Source organism: Pseudarthrobacter sp. SL88 (genome assembly GCF_026672455.1).
GTDB lineage: Bacteria > Actinomycetota > Actinomycetes > Actinomycetales > Micrococcaceae > Arthrobacter.
In genome coordinates this window covers 432330-455008 of record NZ_JAPPRD010000001.1, presented here as the reverse complement: position 1 = coordinate 455008, position 22679 = coordinate 432330, and the positions used below count along the sequence as shown (strand labels likewise).

The 22679-nt window shown below is 66.4% G+C and carries 24 protein-coding genes and 1 pseudogene; 9 read left to right on the top strand and 16 right to left on the bottom strand.

Translation table 11 applies throughout. The annotated features are described in order from the left end of the window. Positions 1 to 4 precede the first annotated feature (4 nt). The 3 genes and pseudogenes from OVA06_RS01970 to OVA06_RS01960 all read right to left on the bottom strand — a co-directional run bounded on the left by OVA06_RS01970 (position 5) and on the right by OVA06_RS01960 (position 3683). Complete coding sequence (locus OVA06_RS01970; RefSeq protein WP_056077833.1) at positions 5 to 880, bottom strand: IclR family transcriptional regulator; 876 nt, start codon at positions 878 to 880, stop codon at positions 5 to 7. Between the two features lie 61 nt (positions 881 to 941). Continuing rightward, entirely contained in the window at positions 942 to 2198 is a 1257-nt protein-coding gene (locus OVA06_RS01965) for an aminopeptidase P family protein (protein WP_056077836.1), read from the bottom strand. A 114-nt stretch (positions 2199 to 2312) separates the two neighbouring features. Continuing rightward, positions 2313 to 3683: pseudogene (locus tag OVA06_RS01960) on the bottom strand (MFS transporter). 643 nt (positions 3684 to 4326) lie between these two features. Here OVA06_RS01960 and OVA06_RS01955 point away from each other — a divergent pair. Next, positions 4327 to 4791 (top strand): hypothetical protein, encoded by a 465-nt coding sequence (locus OVA06_RS01955; RefSeq protein ID WP_268155924.1) that lies wholly within the window; start codon positions 4327 to 4329, stop codon positions 4789 to 4791. Then, positions 4788 to 6521 carry a DUF5671 domain-containing protein gene (locus tag OVA06_RS01950; RefSeq protein ID WP_268155923.1) on the top strand — a complete coding sequence of 578 codons (1734 nt, stop codon included), beginning with the start codon at positions 4788 to 4790 and terminating at the stop codon, positions 6519 to 6521. The genes OVA06_RS01955 and OVA06_RS01950 overlap by 4 nt, the downstream gene beginning before the upstream one ends. A 15-nt stretch (positions 6522 to 6536) precedes the next feature. Here OVA06_RS01950 and OVA06_RS01945 read toward each other — a convergent pair whose 3' ends face one another. From OVA06_RS01945 to OVA06_RS01935, 3 genes are all read right to left on the bottom strand, one after another. Continuing rightward, a complete protein-coding gene (locus tag OVA06_RS01945; RefSeq protein ID WP_268155922.1) occupies positions 6537 to 7346 on the bottom strand; it encodes a cation transporter in 810 nt (269 codons plus the stop codon). Continuing rightward, complete coding sequence (locus OVA06_RS01940; protein WP_045731074.1) at positions 7343 to 7669, bottom strand: ArsR/SmtB family transcription factor; 327 nt, start codon at positions 7667 to 7669, stop codon at positions 7343 to 7345. Before OVA06_RS01940 ends, OVA06_RS01945 begins: the two co-directional genes overlap by 4 nt. A gap of 105 nt (positions 7670 to 7774) precedes the next feature. Next, the gene (locus tag OVA06_RS01935; protein WP_268155916.1) at positions 7775 to 8023 is read right to left on the bottom strand and encodes a hypothetical protein; all 249 of its coding nucleotides are present in this window, start codon (positions 8021 to 8023) and stop codon (positions 7775 to 7777) included. A gap of 231 nt (positions 8024 to 8254) precedes the next feature. Here OVA06_RS01935 and OVA06_RS01930 point away from each other — a divergent pair, with 231 nt between their 5' ends. Then, positions 8255 to 10129, top strand: coding sequence for a Na+/H+ antiporter (locus OVA06_RS01930; protein ID WP_268155914.1), 1875 nt, complete (start codon positions 8255 to 8257; stop codon positions 10127 to 10129). A gap of 51 nt (positions 10130 to 10180) precedes the next feature. Here the strand turns inward: OVA06_RS01930 and OVA06_RS01925 are convergent, their stop codons facing one another. The 3 genes from OVA06_RS01925 to OVA06_RS01915 are packed head-to-tail and all read right to left on the bottom strand — an operon-like array spanning position 10181 to position 11314. Next, complete coding sequence (locus OVA06_RS01925; protein WP_268155912.1) at positions 10181 to 10798, bottom strand: class I SAM-dependent methyltransferase; 618 nt, start codon at positions 10796 to 10798, stop codon at positions 10181 to 10183. Beyond that, on the bottom strand, positions 10776 to 11003 hold the full coding sequence (locus tag OVA06_RS01920; protein ID WP_268155910.1) for a hypothetical protein: 228 nt from the start codon (positions 11001 to 11003) through the stop codon (positions 10776 to 10778). Before OVA06_RS01920 ends, OVA06_RS01925 begins: the two co-directional genes overlap by 23 nt. After that, positions 11000 to 11314, bottom strand: coding sequence for a hypothetical protein (locus tag OVA06_RS01915; protein ID WP_268155908.1), 315 nt, complete (start codon positions 11312 to 11314; stop codon positions 11000 to 11002). The genes OVA06_RS01920 and OVA06_RS01915 overlap by 4 nt, the downstream gene beginning before the upstream one ends. A 161-nt stretch (positions 11315 to 11475) precedes the next feature. Here OVA06_RS01915 and OVA06_RS01910 point away from each other — a divergent pair, with 161 nt between their 5' ends. Then, positions 11476 to 11904, top strand: coding sequence for a VOC family protein (locus OVA06_RS01910; protein WP_268155906.1), 429 nt, complete (start codon positions 11476 to 11478; stop codon positions 11902 to 11904). Positions 11905 to 11928: 24 nt separating this feature from the next. Here the strand turns inward: OVA06_RS01910 and OVA06_RS01905 are convergent, their stop codons facing one another. After that, complete coding sequence (locus OVA06_RS01905; RefSeq protein WP_056077872.1) at positions 11929 to 12228, bottom strand: hypothetical protein; 300 nt, start codon at positions 12226 to 12228, stop codon at positions 11929 to 11931. Positions 12229 to 12324: 96 nt separating this feature from the next. On the opposite strand from OVA06_RS01905, the gene OVA06_RS01900 reads away from it, so the two are divergent. After that, positions 12325 to 12684, top strand: a complete 360-nt coding sequence (locus tag OVA06_RS01900; protein WP_261620907.1) for a VOC family protein — start codon at positions 12325 to 12327, stop codon at positions 12682 to 12684. 119 nt (positions 12685 to 12803) lie between these two features. Here OVA06_RS01900 and OVA06_RS01895 read toward each other — a convergent pair whose 3' ends face one another. After that, positions 12804 to 13529 (bottom strand): GOLPH3/VPS74 family protein, encoded by a 726-nt coding sequence (locus OVA06_RS01895; RefSeq protein ID WP_268155903.1) that lies wholly within the window; start codon positions 13527 to 13529, stop codon positions 12804 to 12806. Between the two features lie 141 nt (positions 13530 to 13670). On the opposite strand from OVA06_RS01895, the gene OVA06_RS01890 reads away from it, so the two are divergent. Continuing rightward, entirely contained in the window at positions 13671 to 14204 is a 534-nt protein-coding gene (locus OVA06_RS01890) for a GNAT family N-acetyltransferase (RefSeq protein ID WP_261620909.1), read from the top strand. Between the two features lie 32 nt (positions 14205 to 14236). Here the strand turns inward: OVA06_RS01890 and OVA06_RS01885 are convergent, their stop codons facing one another. The 5 genes from OVA06_RS01885 to OVA06_RS01865 all read right to left on the bottom strand — a co-directional run bounded on the left by OVA06_RS01885 (position 14237) and on the right by OVA06_RS01865 (position 18639). Next, entirely contained in the window at positions 14237 to 14806 is a 570-nt protein-coding gene (locus OVA06_RS01885; protein WP_268160583.1) for a GrpB family protein, read from the bottom strand. A 118-nt stretch (positions 14807 to 14924) separates the two neighbouring features. Then, positions 14925 to 16553: an HNH endonuclease signature motif containing protein gene (locus OVA06_RS01880; protein WP_268155901.1), complete on the bottom strand. Its 1629-nt coding sequence runs from the start codon at positions 16551 to 16553 to the stop codon at positions 14925 to 14927. 47 nt (positions 16554 to 16600) lie between these two features. Next, the gene (locus tag OVA06_RS01875) at positions 16601 to 16945 is read right to left on the bottom strand and encodes a hypothetical protein (RefSeq protein WP_268155899.1); all 345 of its coding nucleotides are present in this window, start codon (positions 16943 to 16945) and stop codon (positions 16601 to 16603) included. 235 nt (positions 16946 to 17180) lie between these two features. Next, complete coding sequence (locus tag OVA06_RS01870) at positions 17181 to 17465, bottom strand: hypothetical protein (RefSeq protein ID WP_268160865.1); 285 nt, start codon at positions 17463 to 17465, stop codon at positions 17181 to 17183. A gap of 178 nt (positions 17466 to 17643) precedes the next feature. Further along, positions 17644 to 18639, bottom strand: coding sequence for a patatin-like phospholipase family protein (locus OVA06_RS01865; RefSeq protein WP_268155897.1), 996 nt, complete (start codon positions 18637 to 18639; stop codon positions 17644 to 17646). 440 nt (positions 18640 to 19079) lie between these two features. On the opposite strand from OVA06_RS01865, the gene OVA06_RS01860 reads away from it, so the two are divergent. The 3 genes from OVA06_RS01860 to OVA06_RS01850 all read left to right on the top strand — a co-directional run bounded on the left by OVA06_RS01860 (position 19080) and on the right by OVA06_RS01850 (position 22679). Then, the gene (locus OVA06_RS01860; RefSeq protein ID WP_261620913.1) at positions 19080 to 19979 is read left to right on the top strand and encodes a MurR/RpiR family transcriptional regulator; all 900 of its coding nucleotides are present in this window, start codon (positions 19080 to 19082) and stop codon (positions 19977 to 19979) included. 61 nt (positions 19980 to 20040) lie between these two features. Beyond that, positions 20041 to 21054 (top strand): NAD(P)-dependent oxidoreductase, encoded by a 1014-nt coding sequence (locus OVA06_RS01855; RefSeq protein WP_326493590.1) that lies wholly within the window; start codon positions 20041 to 20043, stop codon positions 21052 to 21054. A 77-nt stretch (positions 21055 to 21131) separates the two neighbouring features. Then, complete coding sequence (locus tag OVA06_RS01850; RefSeq protein WP_268155893.1) at positions 21132 to 22679, top strand: aldehyde dehydrogenase family protein; 1548 nt, start codon at positions 21132 to 21134, stop codon at positions 22677 to 22679.

The following is a 22679-nucleotide window of genomic DNA, read 5'->3' as shown; positions in this document are numbered from 1 at the left end:
CCGCCTAAGTGTTCTGGCTGGCCCGCCCGCCGAGGCGGGTGGTCACCTGGGCGGCGGCGGCCATACATGCTTCGCCGAGGTCTTCCAGCCGTTCGCGTGAGACCCGGAACCTTGGGGCGGGGATCAGTACGACGGCGGTGACGTCGCCGCGGTGGTCGTAGGCGGGCGCGGCGACCCCCACTTCGTCCATGGAGGATTCGCCGTAGTTTCCGGCCCAGCCGCGCCCCGCAACCTCCTTGAGCCGGGCTTCGTAAGCCGCCAGCCCGGCGTCGTCCATTCCCGGGAAGGTGACGGCGCCGCTGCGGAGCAGCTCGCGGACCCGCTCGGCGGGCTGATGGGCGAGGAAGACCTGAACCGAAGCGCTCATGGCGTCGCGGTAGCGTGCGCCGAGGGGTGTGGTGTGTTTGATCTGGTGGGGGCTGGCGATCTGTTCCACGCAGATTGCCTCGTCGCCGTTCCACAGCATGAGTGCGCTGGTCTCCCCCGTTTGCTCGGTGAGCCGGCGCAGCACGGGGTAAGCCACGCGGCGTTCGTCCATTTCCGCCAGCAGCGGCCCGGCCACGGCGATCAGCCCCAGGCCCAAACGGAACCGGCGGGTTTCGGGGTCCCGTTCCACCAGGCCTTCCTGCTCCAGGGTGGCCAGGATCCGGGAGACGGAACTCTTGTGCATGCCCACGCGGCCGGCTATTTCGGTGACTCCCAGCAGGGGTTCCTCGGCGCTGAAGGTGCGCAGCACGGCGATGGCGTTGACGACGACGGAGGCACCTTTGGCGTCCGCCCCGCCATTGGCGCCGGTGCCGGCAGTGCCGTTCTCACCTGCGGCGTCGTTATCTGCTGCGTCTTTTTGGCTGGTCTTTGCAGGAGTCATGGTGGACACTATCTTTCCCTAAACGGCGGAAGCGGCGCCACGTATCCGTGACGCCGCTTCCAGTGCTGGACGGTTAGGCCTCGATGATGTTCTTCTCCGGGCCGAACGGGAACTTGGTGATGTTCTCCACCGAGTTGTCCTCGCCGATGACCAGGATGTCGTGCTCGCGGTAGCCGCCGGCACCCGGCTGGCCGTCGGCGACGGTGATCATGGGCTCCATGGAGACCACCATGCCGGGCTCCAGGACGGTGTCGATGTCCTCGCGCAGTTCCAGCCCGGCTTCGCGGCCGTAGTAGTGGCTGAGGACGCCGAAGGAGTGGCCGTAGCCGAAGGTGCGGTTGGCCAGCAGCCCGTGGCTGATGTAGATCTCGTTCAGTTCCGCAGCGATGTCCTTGCAGACGGCGCCGGGCTTGATGAGTTCCAGGCCGCGCTTGTGCACCTCCACGTTGATGTTCCACAGTTCGAGGGAACGCTCATCCGGCTGGCCCAGGAAGAGGGTGCGCTCCAGGGCGGTGTAGTAGCCGGAGGTCATGGGGAAACAGTTGAGCGAGAGGATGTCGCCCTGCTGCAGCTTGCGGGTGGTGGCCCAGTTGTGGGCGCCGTCGGTGTTGATGCCGGACTGGAACCACACCCAGGTGTCGCGGACTTCGCGGTCCGGGAAGGTCTTGGCGATCTCGTGCACCATGGCCTCGGTACCGATCAGGGCGACCTCGTACTCGGAGATCCCTTCGCGTATGGCGTTGCGGATGGCCTCGCCGCCGAGGTCGCCGATGCGGGCGCCGTGCTTGATGACCTCGATCTCCTCGGCGGACTTGATCATGCGCTGGCGCATGGCATCCTGCGAGACGTCCAGGAGCTGCGCGCCCGGGAACGCGGCGGCGATCTTCTCGCGGGTCAGGCCGGGGAGGAAGTCATCCTCGACTCCGAGGCGGGTTGCCTTGACGCCGCGCTGGCGCAGCGCTTCCTGCAGGCCGAAGTAGAAGTTGTCGCGGCGCCAGTCGGTGTAGACGATGTTCTCGCCGTAGGAAGTGCGCCACGGCATGCCGGCGTCGATGTTCGCGGTGATGGTGACCGAGTCGTCCGCGGTGACCACCAGGGCGTAGTTGCGGCCAAACGTGGTGAAGAGGAAGTCGGAGTAGTACTTGATGCCGTGGTAGCTGGTCAGGATGACCGCGTCCAGGCTCTTGGCGGCCATGATCTGGCGGAGGCCGCCCAGGCGGCGCTCAAACTCGGCGTCGGAGAACGTGAGCTTGCCCTTGGTGCCGTTGTGGAGGACCTTGAGGCGCTCGAGTTCGGCGATGGACGAGGCGTTATCGGCGGTGATAGTCACTGTTGTGCCTTTCGTTGATGCTTCTGGATTGTCCAGTGCGGTTGTTGTGGATCGGAGGGGTGGTTAGGGGCCTTGCGGCGGGCCGGATGTGACGGCGGGGTGGAAATCAGCGGGTCAGACGTGCTTCAGGGGCTTGCGCGACGTCTCGGTGGCGAACAGGACGGCCGCCAGGGACACAGCTGAGGCTGCAACCAGGTACCAGCCCGGGGCGATCTTGCTCTGGGTCATCGCGATCAGCAGCGTGGCCATGAAAGGCGCAGTGCCGCCGAAGAGGGCGTTCTAGAGATTGAAGCTCACGGCGAACCCGCTGTAGCGGACCTTGGTGGGGAACAGTTCTGCCAGGAAACTGGGCAGTGTTCCGTCGTTGAGGGTGAGCATTCCGCCCAGGAGGATCTGGACCAGCACGATGATCAGGAAATCACCGGTTTCCAGCAGCATGAACGCCGGAACAGTAAGGACCATAAACAGGATGGAAGCTGTGATCAGCATCCGCTTGCGGCCGAAGACGTCCGAGGCCATGCCGGTGAGGAAGATGAACCCGATGTAGCTGGCCAGGGCAATCGTGGTGGCCAGGAAGGATTCGGTGGGGCCGAAGCCCAGTTCCTCGGAGAGGTACGTGGGCATGTAGCTGAGGATGACGTAGAAGCCGACGGCGTTGAGCAGCACCGCGCCGCAGGCGATGACCAACTGCTTCCGGTAGGTCTTGAACATGGCCAGCGCGGGAGCCTTGGCTTCGGTGCCCTCCTTGGCGGCCAGTTCCCGGAACGCGGGGGTGTCCTCGAGCTTGGTGCGGATGTAGCGCCCGATGAGCCCCATGGGTGCGGCAAGCAGGAACGGCAGCCGCCAGCCCCACTCATGCAGCTGGTCTGTGGTGAGCACCGCGCTCAGGAGTGCGGCAATGAGTGAGCCAAGGAGCAGGCCGGCCGCGGTGCTGGCCGGAACCACGGCGGCGTAGAGGCCACGCCGGTTCGCGGGGGCGTACTCCACCAGGAAGGCCGAGGCGCCCGCGTACTCGCCGGCGGCTGAGAAGCCCTGGACGATGCGGATGAGGAGGAGCAGAACCGGCGCCATCAGCCCGATGGACCCGTATCCCGGAATCAGGGCGATGCAGAACGTCGACACGGACATGATGACGATGGACAGGGACAGGGCCTTCCGCCTGCCGAGCCTGTCGCCGATATGGCCCCAGAAGAAGCCGCCCAGGGGCCGGACGAAGAAGGAGACCGCGAAAACACCAAAGGTGGCCAGCAGCGCGGTTTGCCGGTCGGCCTCCGGAAAGAAGACCGAGGAGATGACAGCGGCAAGGTAACCGTAGACGGCGTAGTCGAACCACTCGACAAAGTTGCCGATGAAGCTGGCGGTGACCACCCGGCGTCGTACGTCCTTGCTGGGCGTTAGGGGGCTAACGCCGCCGCCTGCCAGGGGGGAACCATCGGCATCCTTGGCGATGACTCCCGCCTGGGGCGGTGTTGTTTCGTGACTCATAGAACCACCAATAGAAGTTGGAGTTGCACTGATTGCAACGTCGTTGTTTCAAGATAGGTGGTGACCGTCGACACAGTCAAGGGATTCCATGACTATTTCCCTGCGCCCCGACCCTTGGGCCTCAGGGAATCCCACTAACATCCCGAAATTCGGCGAAAAATGGTGAAGTTGCATTCAAAGCAACATCGTTGAAATTTTTCCGAAACGTGCGTCGGCTACGGGCAGACCCCCTCCGGAACGTGCAACCGGTCCCTGCACGGCATAAAACAGGCGACGCCGGGATAATCCCGTCGTCGCCTGTTGTGGTTCCTTGTCTAGGTGGAACTGCCGCCCCGCTGGTCCCCGTCAGTGAGGGGCTGATCCGCCGGAGGCTCCTCCTCCTGCGGGTGATCCTTGTGGCGGGCTTCCTGGAGGTGATGCTCCAGTTTTTCCTCCGCATCGCGGCGGCGTTGCCCCACCGTGCGCATCTGCTGCGTAGTGGGTGCGGTGTGGGCATGCAGATGTGGTCCTGCATCGTTTGGGCTGTCAACCCTCTTGTCCTGCATAGGAACATCGTCCCACCGCAGCTGTAGTGCGGATAGGGTCTGCGCGCCGGGCCGAAAGACACATCCCATCTCGCCGGGTATGGGCGCATACTGGCGCCATGAGCGACGCCTCGCGGAAACCGGACAGGATCCTGTTCGCGCTGATCGGCGTCGTCGGACTGCTGGTAGTGGTTGCGCTGGCTGTGGTCTTTACCCGCGGCGAGCCCGCCGCGCTGGATGAGGCCAGCCCCGCCGGGGTGGTCCAGCGGTACAGCAAGGCCGTGATCGACGGCGACAACGCCGCCGCGGATTCCTACCTCACCGATGCCGCCCGGAGCAGATGCCGGGGAGGCTATCCGGGCGAGCCCCGGCCGGCGCGCGTCGTTCTGGTCTCGACGGCGGAGCGCACCGGTTCAGCCACGGTGAGGGTTTCGATCGTCCAGCAGTCCCAGGGCGGACCGTTTGGCCCGTCCGAGTACGAGATGGAGGACGACTTCTCGCTCCTGAATGTCAACGGCACCTGGAAGGTCGACCAGCCGCCCTACATCCTGACGGCATGCTCCGTGGTTCCGGCTAAACCATGACCCCGCCGGCAGCTACCACCACCCGTGCTCCTTCCGGCGGCCTGGCCACCCTCCGCCGACTGATCCTCTACGTGCTGCTCTTCGCTTTGGTGATCATTGCGGCGTCGGGGGTGGGCGGGCTGCTCGACCGGCTCTTCCATACGGCATCCGTGCTGGTCACCGGCGATCCGGCCAGCCTGGCACTGCCCTTGGCGTTCACCTTGATCGGCGGCCCGCTGGCCCTGCTGCTGTGGTGGTTTGCCTGGCGGCGCCTCGGCGATTCGGCGGAGCGCACCGCCGTCGGCTGGAGCCTGTACCTGTCCGGGATGTACGCCGTATCGCTCATGATCGCCGCCACCTCGCTGCTGAATCTGGCAACGTCTTTCATCGATACACGGGCAAGCCAGTGGCAGTCCCCACTCGCCAACGGCCTGGTGTGGGCGGTCATCTGGCTCTGGCACCGGTGGATGTGGAAGCACCCCGCGAAATCATCGACGCACCTGGAGGACGCCAGGACACTCCTCGGCTCGGTATTCGGCCTGCTGCTGGGCGCCGGCGCTGCCATTGCCGCCCTCAGCGGCCTGTTGGATGTGGCCATCCGCGGGTTCCCGCTCAGCGCAGCGGTCGAGCCCTGGTGGTATGCCCCGGTCCGTTCGCTGGTGTGGGCCTCCGGCGGCGCCCTGGTGTGGTGGTGGCACTGGTTCAGGGAAGGCGGCCGGCACTTCAGGACCACACTGGCGGATGTGGCCGTGATCGCCGCCGGTATCTTCATTGCGGGCATCGCAGCGCTGGGCGGTGTTGGCGTGGTTGTGTTCGTGCTCCTGCGGCTCGCGTTCGACCGCAGCGATCCGATGAACCTTCTGCTGGAGCCCCTCGCGCCGGCAATCTCGGCCGCCGCAATCGGCGCGGTGATATGGCGCTACCACCGGGACGTGGCGGCAACCCGTTCCACCGAAACCCGGCGCGCCAGCCTCCTGGTCACCTCGGCCGTTGCGCTTGCCGCGGCGGCTTCCGGCGTGGGCGTGGTGGTGAACGCCCTGCTGGCCGCCGCCGTCTCACCTTTGGCCGGCGGCGCCGCGCGCACCCTGCTGCTGGGCGGTATCAGCTCCCTCGTGGTGGGCGGCCCGGTGTGGTGGCTGGCGTGGAAACCACGGCACCAGCCCCGTACGGCGGGCGAAATCCCATCCGGCCGGCGCATTTACCTGGTGGCATTCTTCGGCGTCAGCGCGGTGGTGGCCCTAATTACGCTGCTGGTGACGGGCTACCGGGTGTTCCAGTACCTGCTCGGCGACGTCTCCGGCGGAAGCCTCCTGGACAGGACCCGGGCGCCGCTGGGCCTGCTGGTGGCGGCTGGCCTGGTGGCGGGCTACCACTTCGCGTTGTGGCGCCATGACCGCACTCTGCTGGCGGCCGCGGCCCCGTCCCTACGGCGGATGACCGGCCACGTCACCCTGGTCAGCGGCTATCCCGCGGACACCATTGACGTCCGCTCTTTGGCACGGGGCATCGCCGACGCCACGGGAGGCGCCAGGGTGACCGCCTGGCTGAGGGCGGACGACGGCGGCACTGGCCTGCCGCCGTCGTCCGCCCTTGCGCCTGCGTCACCGGCTGCCCAGCCCGACGAAATTATCCAGCAGGTGATGGCGGCATTGAACGGTGTGGCCGCGCCGCACGTCCTGGTGATCGTGGGCCCGGGGGGCCGCCTCGACGTGGTTCCGCTGGCCGTGCCACCTCCCGGCCATCAGGGCTGAAGTTTCGGCGGCTACTCAGCTCTTGCTGCGGATGGGCAGGCCAAGAGGCTCTTGCTGCGACTCCGGCGAAGCGCACCCTGGGCAGCACGCGTCTGCGTCCTGCCCGCTGCTGTCCCGGAGAGCATCGGCATTCCCGGCCGCGTTCCCATTGACGCGGGACACCGCAGGCGACCCGGCAGATGACTCAGCAGCGTGGGGCACCGCGCAGCACACGTCCCCGCGCCAGGCGTTGAAGCCCTCGCGGACGGCGATGCCGGCGATCACAATGGCGGCTGCCGCGTCCGCCCACCACCAGCCCAGGGTGCTGTTCAGGACCAGTCCCACCAGAAGAACCGCCGAAAGATAGGTGCAGAGCAGTGTCTGCTTTGAGTCGGCGACGGCGGTCCGGGACCCGAGCTCGCGTCCTGCCCGGCGCTGGGCCCATGAGAGAACTGGCATGATGGCCAGGCTCAGGGCTGCAATCACGATGCCGGGGGTGGAGTGCTGGGCCTCTCCCCCGCCCGCCAGGGACCGAATGGCGTCCATGGTGACGAAGGCGGCGAGCGCGAAGAAGGAGATGGCGATGATCCGCAGCGTGAGGTGCTCGCGCCGTTCCGGGTCCTTCGCGGAGAACTGCCACGACAGTGCCACGGCCGACGCGACCTCGATGACCGAATCCAGTCCGAACCCGATCAGTGCCGACGAATCGGCCACGCCGCCGGCCCAGAGCGCAACCACGGCTTCGATGACGTTGTAGGTGATGGTGGCGGCTGCGAGGAGGCGGATCCGGCGGGTCAGGATGGCCCGCCGCCCGGACGGGAGGCGCTGGGCCAGGGTTCCGCTCATGCGAGGCACTCGCCGTCAGGGGCGCAGCAGGCCGGGTCCACGGCAAGGACGACGCCGAGGAGGTCCTTGATGGCGTGGCCCAGCCGGGCATCAGCAAGTTCGTACCGCGTACGGCGCCCGTCCGGGACCGACACCACCAGCCCGCAGCCCCGCAGGCAGGTGAGGTGGTTGGACATGCTCTGCCGGGACACTCCGATGGAGTCGGCCAGATCCGACGGGTAGGACGGTGCCTGGGCGAGGGCCAGCAGGACCTGCGCCCTGGTGGGATCCGAGACGGCGTATCCGAAGCGCGCCAGGACCGGGGCGTGGGTAAGGGTCTCCATGCCTTCGACGATACATCTTGGGATGTATCCATTCAAGGCTGTACTGCAACCAGGCCTCCTGGACCCGTGGCCTGGCCGGACGCCTGACCCAGCAGGACTAGGTGGCTAGCTGGACGCGTCCCGTTCGATCTCTTCCGCGAGGTCGTCCACTTCTTCGGGCCGGGCATCTATGCCGGCTTCCTCGAACCGTTCCTCGAGGACAGTGCTGACATCGTCCTGCACGTGGCCGAGCTGGATGTCATGCCGCACGTCGTCGGCAATGGACTCTGGTGTCTCTTCCGGGGGCGTTCCTCCTACGATTTCGTCGCTGCCATCGAAGGGGTCGTCGGCGCCGCCGGTTCCGGAATCAGTCATGTTCCATGGTTACCCGTCTGCCCGCCGGAGTAAACGGCCCCGGGCGCCGAGGCCGGGAACCTTGCCAAGGAAGCGTACGACGGCGGCCGCCTCCCGCCGTCGTACGCTCGACTTGGTCATCTGCCCGCTCAGGCGTCCGTTCGCTGCGGCGGCCACGCCCCGCCGTCGTGCTTGGGCCTTTCCGCTGTTGCCGCACGTTCCCTTTGGCGGCGTTGCTGGGAGAATAACCCCATGGAAATCGCCCTGGGCCTTCTGGTCCTCGTTGCCGTGGTGTGCGCCGGCAGCGCCCTTGGCCGGAAGCTCAACGTTTCGGTGCCGCTGCTGCTGGTGCTGATCGGGGTGGCGGGTTCGTTCCTCCCGTTCATACCGGATATCGAACTGAACCCGGAACTGGTGTTGGTGGGGCTGCTGCCGCCGTTGCTGTATGCGGCGGCGCTGCGCACATCGCTGTTCGATTTCGGCTCCAACCGCCGCGCCATCGGCCTGCTTTCGGTGGGCTATGTCATCTTCGGCACCCTCACCGTGGGCTTGGTGGTCTGGTGGCTGTTTCCGGAGATTCCGCTGGCCGCCGCGTTTGCGCTGGGGGCCGTGCTGGCACCGCCCGATGCGGTTGCTGCGACGGCGATCGCGCGGAAGGTGGGGATGCCGCGCCGGATCGTCACCATCCTCGAGGGCGAATCCCTGGTCAATGACGCCACTGCCCTGATCTGCTTGCGCGCCGCGATCGCCGCCATCTCGGGTGTGGTGTCCGTGGCCGGGATTGCAGGGGACTTCGTGCTGGCCGTTGGCGGTGGACTGGTGGTGGGCATCGCCGCGGCGTACGTGCTCACCATGCTCCGCAAGCGGATCCGCAACGTTGCCATCAATACTTCGACGTCGCTGGCGGCGCCCCTCGTGGCGTACCTGCCGGCGGAGGCGATCCACGCCTCGGGTGTGCTCGCCGTCGTGGTCACCGGCCTCATCATGGGCACCAAGGCGCCGTCCATGCCCAACGGCGCGGCCCGGCTCAGCCAGCGGAGCAACTGGAACACCGTGCAGTTCCTGCTGGAAAATTCGGTGTTCCTGCTGATCGGGCTGCAGGTGCGCACCATCGTGGACGGCATCCAGGACGATTCCCTGGGCGCGGGCAGGATCTGGGCCGGCTGTGCGGTCATCCTGCTGGCCGTGCTGTTCCTGCGGCCGGTGTGGGTATTCCCGGCCACCTACCTGCCGCGGCTGATCCCGTCGGTGCAGCGGAAGGATCCGGCGCCGCCGTGGCAGTTTGCGGCCATTGTGTCGTGGGCCGGGATGCGGGGCGTGGTCACCCTGGCCGCCGTGCTGGTGCTGCCGGAGGACCTGGAACACCGGTCAGTGCTGATCCTCGCTGCCCTGGTGGTGGTGGGCGGCACCCTGACGCTTCAGGGTTTCACACTGCCGGCGCTGGTGCGCATCCTTCGGGTGCAGGGGCCGGACCAGCGCGAGGACGCCTTGAACCAGGCATCGCTCATGCAACTGGCCACCGCCGCGGGCGTCGCGAAGCTGCATGAACTCCGGACGGATGACGACCCGCCGGAGGTGGTATCCATGCTGAAGCGGCGGACGCAGGAACGCGGGCTGGCGGCGTGGGAGCGGCTTGGGCGGCCGTCGGCGGAAACGTCCACGCCCAGCGAGCGCTATGCCCGGCTGCGGCTGGCGATGCTGGAGGCGGAGCGTGAGAAGGTGCTGGAGCTTCGCCGGGGTGGCGAGTATGCGCACGAGGTCCTGAGCGCTGTCCTTGAGCGGCTGGATGTTGAGGAATCGATGCTGGACGTGTCCCTGGACGAGATTGACCCGTCGGGCGGTGGCGGGGGCGAAGGCGTGGCAAAACCCGGTGGTGAATGCGACCACCTGGAGTCCGCGGAACCAAGGGAAGTGCCCGGTGGCGCCTTCTGTGAGGACTGCGTCCGGGAAGGGACGACGACGGTCCACCTCCGCATGTGCCTGGAGTGCGGCAACGTGGGGTGCTGCGATTCCTCCCCCGCCACCCACGCGTCCAGGCACTTCGAAGCGACCGGGCACCCCGTCATGCGAAGCATCGAGCCCGGCGAGGACTGGCGCTGGTGCTACCAGGACGATCTTCTGGGGTGAATGGGCCTTATTCCGGTGAGCTGGCGGGTGCGTGACCGGTGACGGTTGCCGTCAGTGCCGGAGGCGGGCGCTGATCGCTGCGTGCGGCCGGACACCTGCTTCGGTGCGCCTCGTCACGGAAACAACGTCAAACCCCGCGCCCTGCAGGAGTTCTTCCAGGTCGGCGGCCGGCCAGAAGTAGGCAGGGGCCACGGCGTGCGGGAACTGTTCCACCCGGGCGCCTTCGAAGAACCCGAGGAGGAGCGCTCCGCCGGGCGCCAGCCTTCTTCCCAATTCTTCGAGGATCAGGGGCATATCTTCCGGTTCGGTGTGGATCAGCGAATACCAGGTCAGGATGCCGGCCACGGAGCCTGGGGCGACAGGGAGATCCCGGAAGCCTGCAACCCGAAAGGCGACATTCGGGAACCGTGTGCTGGCGTGCTCCACAAACTCGGGGACCGGGTCGAAGCCTTCCACGTCCGCGCCCCGGTCCGCCAGGAAGCTGCTCCACTGGCCGGGTCCACAGCCCACGTCCAGCACGTGCCCCGATAGCGGTTCAGCCCATTCAGCGATGAGTGTCCTGTCCTCGGAATGAGTGGACTCCAGCGATCCGAACCTGGAAATGTACTCGGCTGCGCGCGCCGCATACGCGGCCCGAACTCCGCCGTCAGTCCCGGGGCGCCCGTGCACGGCTTCTGGTTGCGAAAAAGCCCGGCAGGCTGACCATGAAGGCCGCGACGCCGAGGCCCAGCAGGACGGTGAACGGGAGCCCGCCCTCCCTGACGCCGTATTCATCGGCAATCAGGGCGAAGTTCCAGGCTGCCACCGCGCCGCACACCAGCAGCGTGGCGCTGGCCACCAGGGCAAGCGCCCAAAAATCAGTGCGCCGTGTCATCGATTCGTTGTCCGCCCGCTCCGCCTGCCGCTCCGATAACCGGCCCAGAAGGCGAGGACCAGCAGGCCCAGCACGGCGATGCTCAACCCGATCTGCGTCCCCTGCGTTACGAAGGTCATGCCGGATCCGTTGAAGGTGTCGTTGCTCAGCGGTGCGTAGGCGAACCAGCCAAAGCTGGCGTTCGCCTGCCCGTTCCACGCGACGATGCACCCCACCAGCAGCGCGGCGACGCCGAGGAAAGGCACCACGACGGCACTGATTTTGGTGCGTTTGGACGGTTTTCGCTGTTCAGGTATTTCGTTGTCCCCCATGCCTGCGAGTCTAGCCGTGGGAGCCGGGGCGCCCTTCCCGGTTCAGCCCGCCCCGTCTAGGCTGGGCGGGTGCCCGGCGTAAGCTTCACGGCCTCACCCGCAGCCGGCACCCGGATGAGACGTCCGGAACAGCCCGACTACCCGGAACCCGAGGATGGATGATGACCAGTACCCCTTCGCAGGACGCCATTCGCACGCCAGGGCCCCAGGTCTATGTCAGCTTTCCCGGAACAGCGCGGGAAGCCCTGACCTTCTACCGGGACGTCTTCGGCGGTGAACTTGCCCTGCACACCTACCAGGACTTCAGCAGGAGCGACGGCTCCCCGGACGCCATCGCCCACGGCACGCTCAGCGGCGTCGTGGCCCTTGGAGGCTCGGACGCGGCGGCCGGCGAGGCGAGCGTCCGCACCGAAGGCGTCATGCTCTCGCTGCTGGGAACCGCGGAACCGGCAGTGCTGCACGAATGGTTCCACAGGCTTTCCGACGGCGGCACCGTGGTTGATGCCCTCGCGCCAAAACCGTGGGGCGCATCAGATGGCCAGGTCATCGACCGGCACGGGCTCCACTGGCTGATCGGTTATGAGGACTAACGGCGGAATGGGCTAGCGGCGGAATCAGCTGCGGGCGGGCCGCCGGCCCATCCTGAAACCGGCCCAGAACGCCAGCACCAGCAGGCCCACGACGGCGATGGCCATGCCAGCCTGTGTTCCCTCGGTGATGAGGTCCGCGCCGATGCCGGTGAACGGCCGGTTGCTGTTCGGCGCGTAGGCGAAACTGAAGGAAGCGTTCCGGTTCAGCCACGCGATCAGGATTCCCGCCAGCACCGCAGCAACGGCCAGCGAAGGTACGACGACGGCACGCCACTTGGTGCGTTTGGACGGCAGGCGGTCTTCAGGTGTGTTGTGCTCCCCCATGGAGGCGAGTCTAGCGGTGCCGTGTTCGACCCATCGGCGAGAAAAGCTGGCCCCGAGACCCTGACAGCCTGCACGGGACGGGTCTAGGCTGGGCGGATGTTGACCATCGGCACCATCGTCCTCGGCGTCAACAACGTCGCCGCCGCTACCGAATTCTGGCACTCAGCCCTGGGCTATGTCCCGCGGGAACCCGGTGACGACACGTGGGTAACCCTCGCGCCGCCGTCGGGCCCTGGCGCGTTGCTCTCGCTCATGCTGAGCGAAACGCCTGTCCAGGACCGCCCGCGGATCCATCTTGACCTGTATGCGGAGGACCAGGGCGCCGAGGTGGAGCGCCTCGTCTCGATTGGCGCCCGGCGCGTGGACTGGGATCTCTACCCGGAGGACCCGGACTTCATCGTCCTGGAGGATCCCGACGGAAACCGGTTCTGCGTTATCGACAAGAGCGGCGGCTAAACCACCGCCGCCTTCTTGCAGCAGGCTGCGATACCAGGCCGCCCCACATCTGGGGCTCAGCCGGTGGTCGTACGCACGCCGTTGCTCGGCTTTTGCTCCGAGGTGCCATCCTCCGGGTCCTAGAGCATGGCGGTTTCCTCCTCCGCCAGCCGGATCAGCCGCAGCTCGTCCTCGACGGCCCGCGCCGGCCAGTACTCCTTGGCCAGACCGCTCGCCCAGTTCCTGTCGGCGTCCGGGAACAGCTTGTGCAGCAACCCTGCCGCCTCAAGCAGTGCGATGAGGGCCAAAATCCTCGTCTTCTGCGCGGCGGTTGCTGCATTGTTGGATTGGGCCGCTGGCTCCTCCGCTGCGCCGTCAGCCGGTGAGTCCGGCACCACGGTTGTGGGCGTTGCTCCGCTGAGCGTTGACCCGATCCTTTCGAGGAGTGCGGCCTCCGGCTCATGGTCTTTTTCCGGATAACGTACCGGCCGGAAGCGTGCCAGGTGCCGCTCCCCCACGTGTTCCACTATGCCGAGGGCCGCCATGCCCTCGTAGATCCGATGAACCTGGGCGCGGCCTTCCATGATGGAAACCCAGCGGGCGGGAGTGTGGGGCCGGGACTTTCCGCGGATCAGTTCCAGGTCAGCTGCAAGGTCGTCCCTGGCGGCCGATCCTGTGGCCCGGACGTGCTTGCCCTGCAGCTCGATTGCGCCGGCCAGGTCCAGCTCGGCCAGGATTGCACCGGCCACTGTGGTCCTGAGCGCGAACAGCGGCACTTCAGGCTTTCCGTCTTTGTCGTTGGTAGCCAGCAGCAGGAATTGCTGGGGCAGGTTAAGGTTCACCGCAGCCGGTGCTTCAGTGTTCATACGGCCATGGTGGACCTGCTGGGCCGCCGCCACTACGGCCTTTCGTACCTACCTGCCCGATTTAAGCATCCAGACAGGGCTTGGGTCCGGCTGGTGACTGCCCGGTCCGGACGCGCAGCAAGTGCCGGTAAATTTGAGTGAATGATCCATATTGACCGGGACAATCCCGTACGCGGTGATGTCCACCGGCTCCTGAGCGAGCATCTGGCGGACATGTTCGCCACCTCGCCTGCCGAGAGCGTGCACGCGCTGGACCACTCGGCACTGTCCGCGCCCTCGATCACCTTCTGGACTGCGCGCGAGGACGGCGAGTTGTTGGGCTGCGGTGCCCTCAAGCTTCTTCATCCCGAACCCGGGCCCACACTCGATAGCTCAGAACCCCGCAGCGCCGCAGTTCACGGAACCGAACTTCACGGCGCTGGCCGGCTCGGCGAAATCAAGTCCATGCGCACGGCAGCGGCGGCTCGTGGGCGTGGTGTGGCTACCCTCATGCTCAAGCACATCATCGACCACGCCCGATCCCAGGATCTCGAGCGCGTCTGCCTGGAGACCGGAACCGAGGATTACTTCGCTCCGGCCCGGCGCCTTTACGCGCGCCACGGTTTCACGGAGTGTCCGCCTTTTGCCAACTACGTCCTGGACCCGAACAGCGTCTTCATGGAGCTGCGCCTCTGACCGTTGCAGCGAGCGGACACGAGTTCGTTGAGTCATGGGCTTTGAGATTGATGCCGCCGAGCACGCGCCATAATCGCTGCAATCACCTGGCTCTTGGCCTCCGCGTAAGCGTTCATGTCGTCCCAGGGATGAACAAGCAAGTCCCGTTTCGTATCTTCGTATAGGGCGCGGTCATCAACACTTGTGCGCAGGTGGTCCCTAAGCAATATATAGTCGCGAATCGCAGAGTCCCCTTTCTGAAGAATGTGAACTTGTACATCTCGTTCAGGCGTGCGCACCAGCCGGTGCCCAGGCTCGCGGACCCGGAGCTGATATCCAGTCGCCAGCAGCGCATCGAGGTACTCCTCTTCGGCAGTTATGTCAGCGACTGCCACGACAATGTCGATGATTGGTTTGGCTGCGAGCCCAGGAACCGAGGTGGAGCCGATATGGCCAATGTCGACTTCTGCCGCTGACAGTGCATTGCCAATCCGGCGTTTGTGGAAAAGATACATTCTGGGCCAGCGATAGTCGTACGTCGTCAACTCCAGCTGACGTTTCTCGACACCGCCTACAAGTTCGGTTTCCAGAACGTCCGGTCGGCGCGGCTTGGAAGTGTCCATCACGTGAGTATCCTCCCATTGGCCCTCGTGAATGGCGCCGGTAAGCCGGTCGGTCACTGTGCCACTTCCAGGGGAATATGCGTAGACGACGCCTCTATGAAAGTTTCGCTGCAGGGCGCTAGGCAGCGAGGTACGCAACGAGGGCATCCTCCAGCGGGCTGACGCCTCCGAAGGCACCGCCAGTTCCCACGGGGTTTCCGCCGTCAAGGTTTGGAGGCGTGGTCGACTCCCCGGCAAGCAGGGCGAGCGGCAGCCGCGGTGGCACCCAGTCCGGCTGTTCCGCCGGATAGTGGCGACCTGTGGGCGAGGTCCAGCCCGGCGGTTCATTCTTGCTGGCCGGAGTAGGTGTCCAGGGACTTTGATGCTTGAGCCTGTGGTGTTTGGGGCACAACTGTGCCAAATTACTGATTCCCGTTGCCCCACCGTGCTGCCAAGCGATGAGATGGTCGTTCTCGTTGTCCTGCGTGTGGTTGCAGCAGCCCGGGAAGGTGCATTTGCCATCCCGCATCCTCAACCAACGCTTCAAACTTTCGGGGAGCCGGTAGTTCGTCCTGCCGATCTCCAGCGGCGCCCCGTCACTGGGGTCCACCAGAACCCGGTAAAACGACCCGGCCCCCTCGGCAACGATCCTCTGCGCCACCGATGCCGGGACAGGCCCGTAACCGTCCACCTCGCCCGGCTCGTCCGTGGCGCCAAACAGTGAGAACACCGGGACTGTGACCAGCACGTCAGCCTTGGGCGCCGGGAGCTTTTCCAGATCCTGTCCGGTACAGCCAAGGAGAAGGTTGGCGCTGACGTCTACCCGACGCTGGCTCAATGTGCGCGGGTCATCGGGGTTTTGCAAACCGCGCGCGATAGCTGTGGCTTTGTTCCAGATTGCGCAGGCGGTCTCACCGGGAAGTATGAGGCAGATCTGGGCCATCCCGTCAGCCAAGGGTCGGTACTCCATGCGCCGGTCCGCCATGCTCATGGCCCGCCGCAACTCCAGCGAATCGGGATACTGGCGCTCGCGCCAGGCCCGGACCTTCCTGCGGAAGCGCGACGGCACCAGCTCCCCTGGAGCGGCACCACGGGCAGCATGGGGCGCGTCGGGATCAAAGAAGTGCGTTTCCAATGCTTTGACGCCGTCAGGTTCCAGGCCCGCTGTTTCATCCGCGAGAATCCGCGCGTGCTGCCAGGAGATGGCGCCCGCCTGAAGCTCGTCCAACGCCGCAGGCAAAGAGTTCGTCAGCGCGTGCGCTTCACCCAACAGGGCGGAAGCCGCCCGCTCGCCGACGGTCAGCACACATGCGACCTCAGCCACCAGGGATTTCTCACGCGCGGAGGCCTCATAAGAATCGGCGGCCGGGCCCTCGATCTGGGCTGACGCCTCAGCGTACGCGGCTACCAGCCGGACCTTCGCAGCCGCCGCGGCAGCTTCGACCCGCGCCAGCACTTCCAGCCCTGCCAAGCACGACTCGGCCAACTCCCCCAACGGATCAGCAGAGATGGGGGCCCCGCTACGGCATATGCCATGGCTACCTACGCCGTGGCCGCGGGCGTCATCGCTGGCGCCGCTGCTATGGGCATTTCGGTGGGGGCTATTGCCGCGTGAATCGGGGTCGGTGTCGTCGCAGCTGTCATTGCCTGGTGCCGCCATGGGACCACGCACAACACGCGCCAGTTCATCAACCAACCCGGCCACCGATGCAACGGCAGCGGCCACCGTGGCCTTGCCTCCCACATCTGTGACCGCTCCGGTTTCCATAACTGAAGCATGCCAGCAGGGTCTGACATTCTAAGGGGGCTGCCCACCTAGGCGGCGAGCGGCATATCGAACAGCTGCTCGGCCAGCCTGATCAGGTGCCGGGGAGCATCTGCTTCCTCCCACGGTTCTGCGTGGCCGAGGAACGTGACCGACCCGTGGATAGTGCTCTCCACGTCCAATCCGGCTTCCCGGAGAAGGACTTCGGCCCGAACATTGTGGAAGATCCGGCCCGACTCATTGGTCAGGTAAGCGTGCCAGTCATGTCCGGCAAGCACTGTAACTTCCCCTGCCGCTACGCGCTGCTGTGAAGCGGCGTCCAACTGCAAGGGCCGGATATGGACGGGGTGGGTGAGCCTGGCAGGAATCACCAGGGCATTGAGGAGGCTGTTCATGACTCGTGTGTCTTTCGTCCGTCCGCTGACCGCTGATTGCTGGCGATGTGCGCGGAGTGCCTTTTGCCGATCACTGCGCAACGTAGGCCGTAGGCCACTGCGCCAATGTGCGCCGGAAAGCCGCAGGGAGCGGGAGCGGTAGCCATCGGGTCCGGGCGCCGGAGGGCAGTTGCTGCACAGTGACGCGGGCGGCCGGACGGGGCTAGGAGTTCCCCATCCAGCCGCCCGCGGGCTTTTAGCGCTGATTCTTGCGCGGCTTGGCGAAATTCAGTTCACTGTGTTCGTGCCTGGCCTTTTTATCGGCCCGTTTTTCAAGAATCGACTTGCCCGCTTTTTTCGCGGCGCCGCCTTTGGGGGATTTTCCGGACATCGGAATCACGCCTTTCTGTGCTTGCGTTAACCGATACCATACCCACTTTTTATTTTTATGCCAGTCCTGCCAGGAAGCCCCCGCCGTCGGAGCGCATCCCTGCAACAACGGGCATGCTGGCGTGACCAAGGCGGTCAACCCGGCTGACATCTTTCCACCGAAAGGCGACTGCCAGGTCTTTTTCTGTAAGCGTCGGGTTACAGAAAAAGACCGACATCGCCTTGGCTTTCCGGACTCTCCAGAAATAGCACAAATTGGGTCATGGAAAACCAGGACAATCCACAGTTTTTACGCAGCGAAAAACCTAACCTGAACGTTTTCCAGAGATTCAGCGCCAGAATTCGACAAGTTCCTCGGCGAGGCCCAGTCCCTGCTGATATCCAGCGCGGGCAGCGGCCGGCCGCAGCGACACATCCATCGCATTGGCGCCGAACAGGTGCTCAGAAGCGCTGTCCGGGAAGACCGTTTCCACCCTGCTGCCGCCGGCGCGCAACCCGCTGACCTGCGATGCGAGATGCATCCCCCAGTCAGCGGGCGTCCGCGACCGGCCGCCAAACGGGGACAGGACGAGCACGCGCGCATATCCCGATGCCAGGTCGGCATTCTCGGCGTTGGCCCGGTAGCCGCCGTCGATATAGGCACCCCCGCCGGAGCTGTACGCGAACCCGCTGGCGCAGCTGGCTGCCACGGCGTCCACGAGGTCCACCCCGCTCTCGCGGTCGAACACGACGGGGTGGCCGGTGCGGGCATCTACCGCCGTGATGAGCGTGTACCGGTCCGGCCACAGCTGGTGCGGCAGCCGCGCTGCCACGGTGGCCCGCCAGCGGTCTGAAGGGTCGTAGTCTGCAGCCAGGTCCAACGCCGCGGCGCCAATTTTGCGGCGCATGTCGGCCGCGTCCACGGACGCCGCGATGATCCTGCCCGTTCGTTCCAGGTGGTTCACCGCTCCACCGGTGGGTGACGGCCGCTGGGAGCCTGAACCCGAGCCGGCAGCACTGGACTGAAGCCGGGAACCGGCATACACCGTTCCGGAAGTTGCACCGCCTGCCGACGGTCCGGGTGCCGCCGGATCCGCAGGTACCGCGTCCGACGCCGGCCTGCGGCTTTGGGGCGGAGCGTCAAGGATTGCGGCCAGCAGCTCAGCCGGGGTCGCGCCTGAGATTTGGGCCGCCGCCGTCGAGCCGGCCGATGTCCCGATGACGAGGTCGGCGTTGGTGACATCCAGCCCGGCCTCGGACAAACCGGCCATGACGCCGATCAGCCACGCATTGCCGGTAGATCCGCCGCCGCCCAGGACCAAAGCCCGTTCACCGGACCCGGGCATCCGGGGTGTGGCATCAGTGCCCGCCACAGCAGACGCAGTTAAAGGAGGTGCGGAAGTGGGCGCGGAAGCGCCCGAAGGAACAGCATCAAAAGGGAAGGAAGAAGGTGAAGACATGGGAGTCGCCTTTCGCGAATTGCCTGGTGGGGCGCTCCCGGCGGCGGCTAGCTCAGCCGCGTGATCGTGGACTGCCGGGGAGCACCCATTACGGATACAGCGTTCATGGGTCTCACCTCCTGCGGTCGGGTCACGATCACCGGAATCGTCGCACAACGTCGCGCCGTTGCGCAATGGCCAAAGTTTTACATTCCCGAAACGAAAACACCTAGCCGCAAACAAAATTGCAGAGTAGATTTGATGCAATCACGTTTGCAGAGTGATCTACAGCACAACCCTGCGTTACAGGCCAGCAGAACAAATTACCGTTACAGGACGGGTACACCTTGAACACCAACGCCATCAGCGAGAAGGCCGCAGCGGGAGAAGCCGGGGAGGCTGGCACCTCGTCAAACGCCTGGCTGGGCGATGCGCTGCCGGATGTCCCGCTCACCAAGGCACAGAGCCGCGTGGTGGAGATCATCACCCGCAACCCGCAGCTCTCCTCCTACGCGGACATCGCCGAAATCGCCCAGCGCGCGGACGTGAACAATTCCTCCGTGGTTCGCACGGCGCAGCACCTCGGCTACCGCGGCTGGCCGGACCTCCAGCGCGAACTCCGCTCCCGCTACCTCGTGATGATCTCCACCGAGGACACCCTCACCGAACACGGCGAACACCGGAGCCCGCTCCGCGAGGCCATCACGCACGACATCGAAAACCTGCGCCTGACGCTGGATTCCAACACCTCCGAGGAAGCCGAGGCGGCTATAGCGGCGATGGCCGCTGCCAAGTCCATCACCGTCGTCGGGATCGGCTCGTTCGCCGGACCGGCGGGCGTTATGGCCCACCTCGGCTCCACCATGGGTTACCCCATCTCGCTGGAAAACCGCGCCGGCGTCCACCTCGCCTCCAGCACCAACAGCCTGGGCCCGGGCGATGTGCTGGTGGTCATCAACATGTGGCGCTCGGTGAAGCACATCATCATCGCCGCCGAGGCCGCCAAGCAGGCCGGTGCCACCGTCATCGCCATCAGCGACCTGCGCCGCGGCCGCCTGGCCACCGCCGCCGACCACCTGCTGGTGGTCGCCTCCGAAGGCATCTCCTTCTTCCAATCGGTCACCGCCGCCAACTCCCTGGTCTACGGCCTCCTCGCCGGCATGGAAGCCGCCCACCCGGAACGCAGCCGGGCCACCATCCGCCGCACCCAGCAGCTCTGGAAAGACCTGGACATCTACCTGGACTAAACACCCCGAACTAAACAACCGCAGGTTCGCGGCAACGCCCGGGCAGGAACGCACCGGGAAGATCCGCACCAGCAACCACCAACCGCCACAGGCACTCAGGAGTATCCGCATGAACGAGCCACAAAACCGCCGCATCGCCGTCATCGGCCTCGGCGCCATGGGCGGAGCCATGGCCGCCACCCTGCACAAAGCCGGCTGGGAGGTCACCGGCTTCGACCCCTCGGACGCGGCCCGCGAGGCAGCAGCAAGCACCGGCATCAGCACCACTGACAACCTCGCCGCCGTGGCCGGAACACCCTACGCAGTGCTCTCCCTCCCCGCGGCCAGCATTGTGGAAACCACTGTGCCTCAGCTCCTCGCGGCCCCGGGCACCGTGGCAATCGTGGACACCACCACCTCCGAGCCGGCCACCAGCAAGCACATGGCCGGGCTCGCCGAAGCGCAGGGTGCCGCCTTCATCGATGCTCCCGTATCCGGAGGCCGCGACGGCGCCGCGACAGGCACACTGAGCGCGTTCGTCGGTGCCACGGGCGCCGCCCTGGCCGCCGCAGAGCCGGTCCTGCTCGCCCTTACCGGCGGGAACTACAGCCACATCGGCGGGCCGGGCAGCGGCAACGTGGTCAAACTCCTCAACAACGTCCTGGCAGCCGCAAACCTCGCCTCCGTGGGTGAGGCGCTGGGCGTGGCCAAGGCCTACGGCATCGATCCCGCGACGGCGGCCGCCAGCATCAGCGGCGCGTCCGGCGGCAGCAAGGTCTCGGCCAACATGTACCCCAACTGGGTGCTGACCGGCACCCACGATTCCGGCTTCGCCATGGGCCTGATGGCCCGGGACGCGTCCCTCGCCGTGGACATCGCAAAGCAGATCGGGGAGAAACCGGCGCTGCTGGCAACGGTGGCCAACCAGTGGCAGGACGCCCTGGCAGTGCTCGGCCCCAAAGCCGATTTCACCGAGATTGCCCGCACCGTGGCACCCGCCATCACCCCCGCCGGCGCACCAGCCACAGGCACAAGCGCTGAAACAGGCACAAAAGCAAGCGCAGCAACCCCGGACGCCACGTCCCCAGCGGCCTGAAGCACCGCCTGAAAGACCATCCCTCCGGCCCCAAAGCCCAAGCCCCAAAAGCGCCAATTTTCGAAGGACACAGCATCTTGAGCATCACCACAGCACCAACATCCTCCTCGGCGGCCACCGCCAAGGCAGTCCTGGACGCCACCTTCCCCAACGGCCTCGGCGCCTTCGTCGCGGGACGCGTCGCCACCGGCAGCGGCGACGCCATCACCCTCACCGCCGCCGCCACGGGCGAACCCTTCGCCACCTACGCGGACCCCGGCGCCGAAGGTGCCAACGCCATCCTGGAAAGTTCGACGGCGGGCGCCAAAGTGTGGGGCGCACTGAACGGTTTCGAGCGGGCCGCCATACTCCGCAACGTCAGCCGCGCGGTGGAGCAGCACGCCGAGGAACTGGCCATCCTGGAATCCGCCACCACGGGAAAGCCCATCCGGGACGCCCGCGTGGAGGCCGCCAAGGTGGCGGAAATGTTCGGCTACTACGCCGGCTGGGCGGACAAGCTCACCGGCCAGACCATCCCCGTGCCGGGCAACTGGCACACGTACACCGAGCGCGTGCCGTGGGGCGTCGTCGCCGCCATCACGCCGTGGAACGCACCCATGTTCACGGCCGGCTGGAACTCCGCCGCACCCCTGGCCGCGGGCAACGCCGTGATCATCAAACCCAGCGAGTTCACCCCGGCGTCGTCCGTCCGGCTGGCCCAGATCGCCCACGAGGCAGGCCTTCCGGAGGGCGTCTTCAACGTGGCCGCCGGCCTCGGGCAGACCGTGGGCGCAGCCCTCACCACGGACCGTCGCGTGGGCAAGGTCAGCTTCATCGGTTCCGTCCCCACGGGCCGCAGGGTTGCAGTGGCCGCAGCCCAGGCGGGCATCCCGGCGCTGCTGGAACTCGGCGGCAAGAGCGCCAACATCGTGTTCGCCGACGCCGACCTGGAGCGGGCCGCGGACGGCGCCATTTCCGCCATCTTCTCCGGCGCCGGCCAGTCCTGCGTGGCCGGGTCCCGGCTCCTGGTGGAACGCAGCGTGCACGCCCAGTTCGTGGAAATGGTGGCGGCGAAGGCCGCGTTGCTCCGCGTGGGCGATCCCCTCAGCGAAGACACGGAGGTGGGCCCCATCATCACGGCGCAGCAGTTCGCCACGGTCAGCCGCCTGATCGAGGCGGGAATGGACGACGGCGGCCGTCGCCTCACGCAGGCAACGTTGCCGGAGTCGTTGAGCGGCTCGGCGCTCAAGGGCGGCCACTGGGTGATGCCCACGCTCCTGGACGGCGTCACCCCGGGTAACCGGCTGGAAACCACTGAGGTCTTCGGCCCGGTGGTGGGCGCCGATGCGTTCGATACCGAAGCCGAGGCCATCGCCCGCGCCAACAACACCAACTTCGGCCTGGCCGGCGCGGTGTGGACCTCGGACGTGTCCCGCGCCCACCACGTGGCCCGTGAGGTCAAGGCCGGCACGTTCTGGATCAACGCCTACAAGACCATCCACGTGGCGGTACCGTTCGGCGGCTTCGGCGACTCCGGCCACGGCCGTTCCTCGGGCCCGGGCGTGCTGGACGAGTACACGCAGGCCAAGGCCATCTGGGTGCCCACCCGTGCGGCAGGCTCCCCCTTCCCGTCCCTGTCCTACTAG